This window comes from Phytobacter sp. V91 (genome assembly GCF_965644225.1).
Taxonomy (GTDB): domain Bacteria; phylum Pseudomonadota; class Gammaproteobacteria; order Enterobacterales; family Enterobacteriaceae; genus CBFFRJ01.
Window position 1 is genome coordinate 18055 of sequence record NZ_CBFFRJ010000065.1, and the last position, 9544, is coordinate 27598.

The following is a 9544-nucleotide window of genomic DNA, read 5'->3' on the forward strand; positions in this document are numbered from 1 at the left end:
ACGGTGGAGTGATAATGAAAAAGCAACCCTGGCCGCTGGATGACGTGCGGCACTGGCTGGAGCCCGGCCCGGTGGTGTTAATCAGCAGCTACTGGCAGGGAAAAAGCAATATTATGACCCTCGGCTGGCATACGATCCTTGAATTTTCGCCATCGCTGGTCGGCTGCATGATCTCAGCCGGTAATCTCAGTTTTGAACGTATTCGTCGTAGCGGCGAGTGTGTTATCAACCTGCCCGACGCCAGCATGGCAGATGTGGTGGCCCAAATCGGCAATTGCAGTGGCGCGCAGACGGATAAGTTTGCAACATTTGGACTGACGGCAGAAAAGAGTCATCAGGTGAGCGCTCCGTCCATCGCCGAATGTCACGCTAATTTTGAATGTCGGCTCTATGACGATGCCATGGTTGAACGTTATAACTTTTTTATTTTCGAAGTGGTTGCCGCCCGCGTGAAGCCGCAACCCGTGTGGCCGCAGACCCTGCACTACACCGGCGGAGGCGTTTTCCGCACGGATGGCGATCGTCTTGATCGGCAAAAATGGTTTACCCGGGTTTCCTGAATGCCAACTGGCTTCTCAGGGATCGGGAAAAACCACCGAAGTGAGCAACGCGGCGGGAAGATCCCACCGCGCGACGGCTAACGTTTAGCTCTGCGACCACAGGAAAGCGTAACGTACCGTATTTTCACTCAGCACAAATTCTGCCGACACGCTCGGGCTCCAGGAGTCATCACCTCCCAGCCCCATATGAAATGCATCAAGCTGCAACCAGCAACCGGCTTCTTCGCGCAGAAGATGATGGTGCGACGTTTCCCTGAGCTGCTGCTGACCGTAGCGGCTTAAGGAGAAATGGAAACGTCCGTTGAGCCGGTGAGCGCCGTAGCGCAGAGCGCGGGTATCACAGCGCAGGCCATTTTCAGTGGGGAAAATATAGGGCGTGTGCAACTGCGTAAGACTCTGAGTCCACAATCCCTGACGCGCCGCCAGTTTGCGGTCCGGATAGTTTTCGTGCGGCCCCAGTCCCAGCCAGCTCGCCTGCTGATGCACATCCGCAAGCTGGCAACACAACCCGATGCGTGCCGGAGGCGGAACATCCGCTGCCACCTGCACATCCACTTCACCCTGCAAAATGCCATCACCGCCAATACGCCACCACTTCTGGCTGACAAACAGCGTTTTGCCATTGTGCTGCCAGCTGTGACGCGTGGTAACGGTAATGTCGCCGGCATTCTCCTGCGCTTCGCACTGCAACAGATGAGGCGTCAGCTGATACATACCTGCCGCTTTCCAGCGCTCCACCCACGCATTGGGATCGATGCGCCTCGCTTCACTCACCCCAATGTCGTTATCCAGCGGCGCCCGGGTGAAGCTGTCAATCACGGGTGTGAGCAGCGTAGGCTGTCCATCACGCCACCATTGGGTCAGATGACCGCTCTGACGCGAGAAGGCCCAGCGTTGGTGTGCACATTCAACAATGAAGCTGTCGTTTTCAACGGTCAACGTCGGGCGTTTCGTCGGCTCAGCCGCAGGCGCAACAAACAGCGGCGCTGGCAGCGGCCACTGATCCCAGGCGCAGAGATGATGCTGAGGTGACCACGGCGTGGCCTCGCGCTGATAAACCTCCACGTTTAACCAGACTTCGCCCGGCGCGGCTTCCAGCGTCAATGTGGGGAGCTCAATGCGCTGGGCGCCCTGGGCAGAAATAGTCAGCGCCAACTCACCCTGTTCCAGAAGCTCTCCATCGCGGACAATCGACCAGTGCAGGGTTTCGTTGTCCGTGGCGCGGAACAAGTATTCGCTGGTCACCTCAATCACCAGGGGTGAAGTACCGATCAGCGAAAACTGGAAAAATTGCTGCGCGCGCTGCGCTTCATACAACGTCGGATGGGGTGTTCTGTCCGGGAAGACCAGCCCATTCATACAGAACTGACGATCGTTAGGCGTATCACCAAAATCACCACCGTAGGCCCAGAAAGTTTCCCCCTGCTCATCGGTTTTGCTCAACGCCTGATCAACCCAGTCCCAGACAAAACCTCCCTGCAAACGAGGATAAGCGCGGAACGCCTGCCAGTATTTAGCAAAGCCGCCAAAGCTGTTGCCCATTGCATGAGCGTACTCACAGAGGATCAGCGGGCGGGTCTCGTCAGGCAGGCTGATCCATTTCTTAATCGACCATTTCGGCACCGCCGGGAAAGGCTGATCTTCATCAACACGGGCATACATCGGGCAAACAATGTCTGTTGCCGCGGTATTCGCCCCGCCGCCTTCATACTGCACCGGGCGAGTGGGATCCGTGGTTTTCAGCCAGCGATACAGCGCATCATGCGTCGCGCCGTGGCCCGATTCATTGCCCAGAGACCAGATGATTATCGACGGGTGATTGCGGTCACGCTGCACCATCCGGGTCACGCGCTCACTCATCGCTGGCAGCCACTGGGGATCATCAGACAAGCGGCTCATGGGCACCATGCCGTGGGTTTCAATATTGGCTTCGTCAACCACATACAGCCCGTACTGGTCGCACAGGCGATACCACAGCGGATGGTTAGGGTAGTGAGAACAGCGCACGGCGTTAAAGTTGTGCTGCTTCATTAGCTCAATATCACGACGCATTGTCGCCTCATCCACCACCTGGCCGTTTTCCGGATGATGTTCGTGGCGGTTGGTCCCCCGGATCAGCAGCGGTTTGCCGTTGAGTTTAAGCAGGCCGTTACCGATCTCCACCTCACGGAAGCCGACATCGCAGGCTTCGACTTCAAGCAAGCGCCCGGTTTTGTCGTAGAGGGCAACCGTCAACCGGTACAGGTTGGGGGTTTCGGCACTCCACAACAGCGGGTTAGCAACGGGCATCGCTACGCTCAGGCGCTCAGCCCAGGCGCCGCGCTCGTCGATAATATCGCTGCCCGGAGTCTGCCGGGCTTCGGCTATTTGCGTTTTCCCCCGCCATAAGGTGAACACCACGTCGCAGTCGGCGTAATCACCCGCAAGCTCTGCGTCGACCTGTAATAAAGCGTGATCAAATTCCGCATTCAGGTGAGTGACATGGTGGAAGTCAGCAATACGCGCCTGCGGTTTATGCAACAAAGAGACATCGCGGAAGATCCCGCTCATTCGCCACATATCCTGATCTTCAAGATAACTGCCATCACTCCAGCGCAGTACCATCACCGCCAACCGGTTAGTGCCTGCCTGTAGCACCCCACCGAGATCGAATTCGGCAGGCAGGCGGCTGTCCTGGGAGTAACCCACCCAGTGACCGTTACACCACAGATAAAAAGCAGAGTTGACGCCATCAAAAATAATGCGGGTCTGCCCCTGGGTCAGCCACTCACTCTCCACCTCAAATGTGAGCGAGTAACAACCGGTTGGATTCTCCTGCGGAACAAAAGGGGGATTGACCGGGATCGGATAAGTCACATTGGTGTAGATTGGCGTGTCGAAGCCCTGCATTTGCCAGTTTGATGGCACCGGCATCGCGACAGATTCCGGAAGATCGGTATTGATCCAGCTGGCGGGCACCTGCTCAGGCGCGGCAAAAAAGCGGAACTGCCACTCGCCATTTAACAGACGACGGGCAACAGGCTGGCTGTCATCACGTGCAGCCTCCACATCACGCCAGCTGTGCATTGGCGCATGGGCAGCCAGGCGGTGCCAGTGGGTAATCACCGGGTTTTCCCAGTCCCGGCGGGACAACAGCGTACTCAATGCATTTACGGACATAACAACCTCTTTTGCGAAGCGCTCACAATTTTAGCCAAAATGCACCTTTTCGCTTGTCAGGTAAAGGGACAACGCGACAGAAAGCGAAAAGGATCACAAAACTAATTACGCCGATCGAGGGAAGCTGCAAGCTGGGCCAGAGCATGAAGTTGTCTTGCCAGATTTTCACCCGTAATGTTTTCCGAAGTCACTGGCGAGGTGGACGCCCGCTCCACCAGGCTGACCGGCAGTCGCATCTGCACATCACCCGTTTGCTCGCCACGTTGCCGGGCCAGCAACCAGTCCACGCTACGTTCTCCGGCATCCCGGAATGCCTGGCGAACCGTGGTGAGCGGCGGAGAATACCAGGCGCTGTCGGCGGTATCGTCATAGCCCACCAGCGAAATATGCTGTGGTACCGACAGACCTTTCTCTGCGCAGGCGCGAATAAGGCCGAGGGCCATTTGATCGTTAGCCACTAAAATAGCCTGGGGCAGAACAGTGGCCGACAGCAACTGATGCCCTTTTTCATAGCCGGATGCCGCACTCCAGTCGCCAGACTCGCAGCCACAGGGAACAAGACCCGCAGCCTCAAGTTCTGCGACCCAACCCGCCATCCTCGCCCGTGCAGAAACGGAGGAGGTGGGGCCGCCCAGTAGCGCAATACGTTGATGTCCCTGCCCCAGCAGATGGCTGACCCCCAGACGCGCCCCCTGCCGGGCATCAAATAACAGGCTGTTGACTGTTGCCGTGTCGCCAACATCCAGAAACAGGACCGGCACAGGATGCGCCAGTTCAGCCAGCATTCTGGCTTTGTCGTCTTCCAGCGGCAGGTTGATCAGCAGGCCTTCAACCCGTTGCGCCAGCAGCTCCTGTACCCCTTGCGTACAGGCGGCGTCATCGTGTTGCTCAAGCATCGAAATGATCACGCTCACCCCTGACTGTCCGGCTCTGGATTTCACCGCCGCGGCAATTTGCGATGGCGCGTGCAGCGCTAAGTCGGTGGTCAGTAGTCCGAGCGTTCGGGTACGTTTACCGGCCAGCTGTTGTGCGCCGCGATTGGGGATGTAATGCAGTTCCGCCATCGCCGCCAGCACCTTATCCCGGGTGCGCAAGGAGACATGCGGCCCCTGATTGATAACGCGGGAGACCGTCTGGTAAGAGACGCCTGCATGGCGGGCAACATCATAGAGGGTAATGGTTTTCATGGCGCTCTGGGTGATGAACAGGGTTGGCTGAGTGTAACCCATTACGGTGACGACCGTTACGTGCACATTTGCGCTTCTGCGCTTTTGAAGGAAAGAGTAAAAAGATGAAAAAAGAAATACCGACGAGCCGGGACAGGCTCGCCGTAAACATCATCCATGATGAATCGAGACGATTACATATTATATTATGCGTTTATCGTCACAAAACTTTATGCAATTAGCATGGCAGTTTCATGACAACATTATTACTGCTGGCGGGGAATAGGAAAACCTTTCAGTGAAATGATAAAGCTATTCCCTTCTTTTTTTATTTTTGCACCGGCGTCACACCAGTCACTCGCGATACGAAAGAACTCATCCGTTCCAATATTCCAGTTCAGGCGCACCTGTTTGACAAAACCCGAGCGTAACAGCTCACAGGCTTCAGCGTAGTTACTGGCTATAGATAGCAGTTGCTGGTTCATTTTTTCTTCTTCAGGAGTTTGCGTAATGCTTTGATTTCTTTTGCACTTAATGGGGCTGCATTGTCTTCTTCAAGATGCTGATTATCGATATCTTCTTCAGAAACGACACCGGTTTCATCAGCCTCTAATGCCAGAAGTAGCAGTTTTTCTGTAGCTGTACTCAGGTTCTCATTATTCACTTCTGCATAATGTCGAAGCTTTTCTTTTAACGCCTCATCAATTTTGACGTTTAAAACCGCAGTGATCATGATTATCCCTTCCAGGGTGAATAAGATGAAATATTAATACACGAAGTTAATATCCTGATCCAGAACTATATTTAACTGTTATGACAATTTAAAAATATTCCACAATCACTTTGCAATAGTTTTATGACATTTACATGAAAGTAATATTTCAGAATAATGACAAAGCACGAAAAAAGAATAAATATATAACGAAAAAAGACCTTTTTTCCCCTTTTCGACTACGGGATCAGGCAAACGACCGCTTTCAGCCCTTTACTTACGCCTGCGGGCGATTAGTATAACGTGCTGAGAACAAACCAAAAGTTCCATCAGCTTATAATTACATCACTAAATCAATTCTGGGGATTTACATTGATGCCGTTTAAATACAGGTACGCCCTGCTTGGGTTACTGGCTGCCTTCACGACTTCAGTTATGGCAGCAGAAGGTTACCGGGATATGAAGTTCGGCGCACCGCAGGCCAAAGTGCTGGCTCAGGCCAACTGCACCATAGGCGAGCCTGAAGAAGCCCCTGTCGGAACCATGTACGCTTGCGAAGACTTTAATTTTGCCGGTAAGCAAACCGAGGCCGTCTTCTTCTTCGTTAAAGAGAAGTTTATCCGTATCGCGATTGCCCTGCCGGACGAAGATGTGGTGAAAACAATCGCCACTCTGAAGACAAAATATGGGCTGGCCGCACATTCCACGCAGAAAGAGATGGAGAGCGTCGATCTCAGTCCGAACAAAACGGCCTACATCAACTTCGATAACAACCATATTTCGCTGGTGTTGACCAGTGATGAAGAGGGCGACACCAGCGCCACTCTGATTTATAACAGCGAAGATATGCTGGCGATGCAGAAATCACGCAGCTCTGTTTCCGGCGACGATCTCTGACCAGCGGCAGGTAAGCTTTATGCTTATGGCTGACTGGCGCGTTGTGCCAGCCACTCTTCGCGGGTGATTTCCCACAGTTCAGTCTCCAGCTCACCGGCCACATAATGCCCCTTCTCACAGCGGATAAGCCGCATCCCGGTACGCTGTGAGAGATTTTTTGAGCGCTCATTCGCCACCGCTTTCGGCGCGCGCAGCACGGGTTTATTCAATGCTCTGAACCAGAAATCCGTCACGGCATCGCAGGCCTCCCGCATATAGCCGTTCCCCTGCCATTCCGGCACCAGCCAGAAACCACGGTTGTTATCAGGAGCGTCCATCAGGCATATCACGCCGATGAGTTGCTGGGGATCCTCTTTACGCCTGAGTGTCCAGTACCAGCCGCTGCCGGCATCTGCGGCTGGCAAAGCGACATTATCGACATAATGACGAGCCGCCCCAGGCGGATAAGGCCAGGGCACGCTGGCAATCAGGTAACGCACGATTTCCCAGCGCGGAAAAACACGCTGGATCTGCTCTGCATCCTCAGAAATCAAGGGGTTGAGAATCAGTCGGTCAGTGATGATTGGCGAGGCTTTCATGACAATTGCATCCTGCATTAATGGCGTACAAGTGACCATACTGCGGATAAGCGAATCCGGGCAAGCGGAGAAAAGGGAAATACAGGAGGCCTGAAATGGGTGGAGGCCCTGCCAGCTACATCCCGGCACACGCGTTCTTTGCCTTGGCTGCTTCCTTCCGGACCTGACCTGGTAAACAAAGTAGCATTGCGGGAGAACCAACAGAGCCTCCATTGAGAGCGTTGTTATCCAACGCGCTGGCGCATTATCCCTGTCCATTCCCTCAATTGCAAGCCACCGGCAAACAGATGCTGATTTCTTGCACGATCGCCCCTTCACAGCGGCTAACACCCTGATATTCTGATGACTCACATCTCAGGAAGATTGTATGGATAATCACGATTCTTTCCCCCAACGGGTGTGGCAAATCGTTGCCTCAATTCCCGTAGGCTTTGTTACCACCTATGGCGATGTCGCCAGGCTTGCCGGCTCGCCACGCGCCGCACGCCAGGTTGGCGGGGTCTTAAAACGGCTACCGGAAGGCAGTACCTTACCCTGGCATCGGGTCGTCAATCGCCACGGCTGTATCTCGCTCAGCGGGCCGGATTTACAGCGCCAGCGCCAGGCGCTGATGCAGGACGGGGTTGTGGTTTCGGGCAGTGGGCAAATCGATTTACAGCATTACCGCTGGGTTTACTGATACCTCCTCCCCCGCAGGAGAGGAGCTATCGTCAACTTACATCTGCGTTGGCGCAGGTGTTGCCGCTGACGGAGTGACCTGCGTCGGTGACGTTGAAGGCACTGTCGTTGCCGCCCCACCGCCAGGCTGAAGCGGCACGGCAGTTTGCTGAACAGGAACCAGCGTCAGATCCGCTTTCGTGCCACCCTGGTTGATGATGGGTTTGACGGTATCGGTAATAAACACAAGTTTGTCGTTAATCGTGATAGCCGCGCTCAGCAAAATACGGGCATTAGGTTGTACGTCTGCCGGATTGAAAGGCAGTACGAAGCTAAACGGAGACTGTTTACCTTCAGTACGTACCGCCTTCTGGGCAATAACTTTTGATGGCGCATCGGCCATGCTGGCATCCGACACGGTAACGGTTAACACCGCATCAGGCGGTAAGGCCACTTTTTGGCGGATCCACACCGTACCCGAAACGTTAGGCTGTGCGATTGTCGCCTGGCTGGCGGCAGCCGGGGCATTGGGGTTTGGTGCCGGAGTCGGAATATCCGCCCCTTTTTTGGCGCAGGCAGTCAGTGCAATCGCCACCGCCAAACCACTTAACATGTGCATGAGTTTCATGAGTTCTCCTTATCTTCAATGCACCGACAGGACGCCGTCCCGCCAGAATGTGTGGTTAAACCTTGTAAACGTGTTCAAGTCTGGCACATATCACTAATTTCTTCCTGCAAACCGCCGCTTATTCAGATTATTGCACCCATCGGACCACTTTAATTTCCAGGTTATACTGAATAGTGCATTCGCTGTCGCGCGTTTATTTTATTGAGGACACCTATGAGTCAGGCGCTTACCAATCTGCTGTCGTTGTTGAACCTGGAAAAAATTGAAGAGGGCCTGTTTCGTGGGCAGAGTGAAGATTTAGGCCTGCGCCAGGTGTTCGGAGGCCAGGTCGTCGGGCAGGCATTGTACGCCGCCAAAGAGACCGTTCCGGCCGAACGTCTTGTTCACTCCTTTCACAGCTATTTTCTGCGTCCGGGTGACAGCCAGAAGCCCATTATTTACGACGTGGAAGTTCTGCGTGATGGCAACAGTTTCAGCGCCCGTCGGGTTGCAGCCATTCAAAACGGCAAACCTATTTTCTATATGACCGCCTCATTCCAGGCGCCAGAACCGGGTTACGAGCACCAAAAGACCATGCCGGACGCACCGCCGCCGGAATCACTGAAATCCGAAACCGACATTGCCCGTGAGTTGTCACAATTTTTACCGCCGTTGGTAAAAGAGAAGTTTCTGGGTGATAAACCCATCGAGATCCGCCCGGTTGAATTTCACAACCCACTGAAAGGACACAAGGCGGAACCCACCCGCCAGGTGTGGATGCGTGCGAACGGCTCGCTGCCGGAAGATCTTCGCGTCCAGCAATATCTGCTGGGATATGCATCAGACTTCCACTTCCTGCTGGTTGCGCTTCAGCCTCACGGCGTGGGCTTCCTGGAAAAAGGGATGCAGGTGGCGACCATCGATCACTCAATGTGGTTCCATCGCCCCTTCGATTTGAACGACTGGCTGCTTTACAGCGTGGAGAGTACGTCGGCCTCCAGCTCACGTGGTTTTGTCCGCGGAGAGTTTTACAACCGTGACGGTGTACTGGTTGCCTCGACGGTACAGGAAGGGGTTATGCGTAACCGGGGAGCATAATTCCCCCTCAGAATAACAAAAGCCTCCCGATGGGTAATGCCGATCAGTTAAGGATCGGTTGACCGATCCTTAATCTGCGGCACTATAACGGCTTCCACAACAGGGAGCCG

Annotated in this window: 10 protein-coding genes and 1 other RNA gene; 4 read left to right on the forward strand and 7 right to left on the reverse strand. The window is 54.4% G+C overall.

The window, feature by feature from the left end:
• The first annotated feature begins 14 nt into the window (after positions 1–14).
• On the forward strand, positions 15–560 hold the full coding sequence (locus tag ACSZO4_RS14410) for a flavin reductase family protein (protein WP_437889702.1): 546 nt from the start codon (positions 15–17) through the stop codon (positions 558–560).
• 84 nt (positions 561–644) lie between these two features.
• Here the strand turns inward: ACSZO4_RS14410 and ACSZO4_RS14415 are convergent, their stop codons facing one another.
• From ACSZO4_RS14415 to ACSZO4_RS14430, 4 genes are all read right to left on the reverse strand, one after another.
• On the reverse strand, positions 645–3719 hold the full coding sequence (locus tag ACSZO4_RS14415; protein ID WP_437889704.1) for a beta-galactosidase: 3075 nt from the start codon (positions 3717–3719) through the stop codon (positions 645–647).
• 101 nt (positions 3720–3820) lie between these two features.
• On the reverse strand, positions 3821–4906 hold the full coding sequence (locus ACSZO4_RS14420) for a LacI family DNA-binding transcriptional regulator (protein ID WP_437889722.1): 1086 nt from the start codon (positions 4904–4906) through the stop codon (positions 3821–3823).
• Positions 4907–5151: 245 nt separating this feature from the next.
• Positions 5152–5370, reverse strand: coding sequence for a hypothetical protein (locus ACSZO4_RS14425; protein ID WP_437889706.1), 219 nt, complete (start codon positions 5368–5370; stop codon positions 5152–5154).
• Positions 5367–5618, reverse strand: coding sequence for a hypothetical protein (locus ACSZO4_RS14430; RefSeq protein ID WP_437889708.1), 252 nt, complete (start codon positions 5616–5618; stop codon positions 5367–5369). Before ACSZO4_RS14430 ends, ACSZO4_RS14425 begins: the two co-directional genes overlap by 4 nt.
• Positions 5619–5972: 354 nt before the next feature.
• On the opposite strand from ACSZO4_RS14430, the gene ACSZO4_RS14435 reads away from it, so the two are divergent.
• Positions 5973–6494, forward strand: a complete 522-nt coding sequence (locus tag ACSZO4_RS14435) for a hypothetical protein (RefSeq protein ID WP_437889710.1) — start codon at positions 5973–5975, stop codon at positions 6492–6494.
• 23 nt (positions 6495–6517) lie between these two features.
• Here ACSZO4_RS14435 and ACSZO4_RS14440 read toward each other — a convergent pair whose 3' ends face one another.
• Together ACSZO4_RS14440 and ffs are read right to left on the reverse strand one after the other, a co-directional pair.
• Complete coding sequence (locus ACSZO4_RS14440) at positions 6518–7072, reverse strand: GNAT family N-acetyltransferase (RefSeq protein WP_437889712.1); 555 nt, start codon at positions 7070–7072, stop codon at positions 6518–6520.
• A gap of 106 nt (positions 7073–7178) precedes the next feature.
• An RNA gene (gene ffs / locus ACSZO4_RS14445) (signal recognition particle sRNA small type) lies at positions 7179–7275 on the reverse strand.
• Between the two features lie 164 nt (positions 7276–7439).
• Here ffs and ACSZO4_RS14450 point away from each other — a divergent pair.
• Entirely contained in the window at positions 7440–7751 is a 312-nt protein-coding gene (locus ACSZO4_RS14450; RefSeq protein ID WP_437889714.1) for an MGMT family protein, read from the forward strand.
• 36 nt (positions 7752–7787) lie between these two features.
• On the opposite strand, the gene ACSZO4_RS14455 is transcribed toward ACSZO4_RS14450, so the two are convergent.
• Positions 7788–8357 (reverse strand): YbaY family lipoprotein, encoded by a 570-nt coding sequence (locus tag ACSZO4_RS14455; protein WP_437889716.1) that lies wholly within the window; start codon positions 8355–8357, stop codon positions 7788–7790.
• 213 nt (positions 8358–8570) lie between these two features.
• On the opposite strand from ACSZO4_RS14455, the gene tesB reads away from it, so the two are divergent.
• The gene (tesB, locus tag ACSZO4_RS14460; RefSeq protein ID WP_437889718.1) at positions 8571–9434 is read left to right on the forward strand and encodes an acyl-CoA thioesterase II; all 864 of its coding nucleotides are present in this window, start codon (positions 8571–8573) and stop codon (positions 9432–9434) included.
• Positions 9435–9544: the final 110 nt, after the last annotated feature.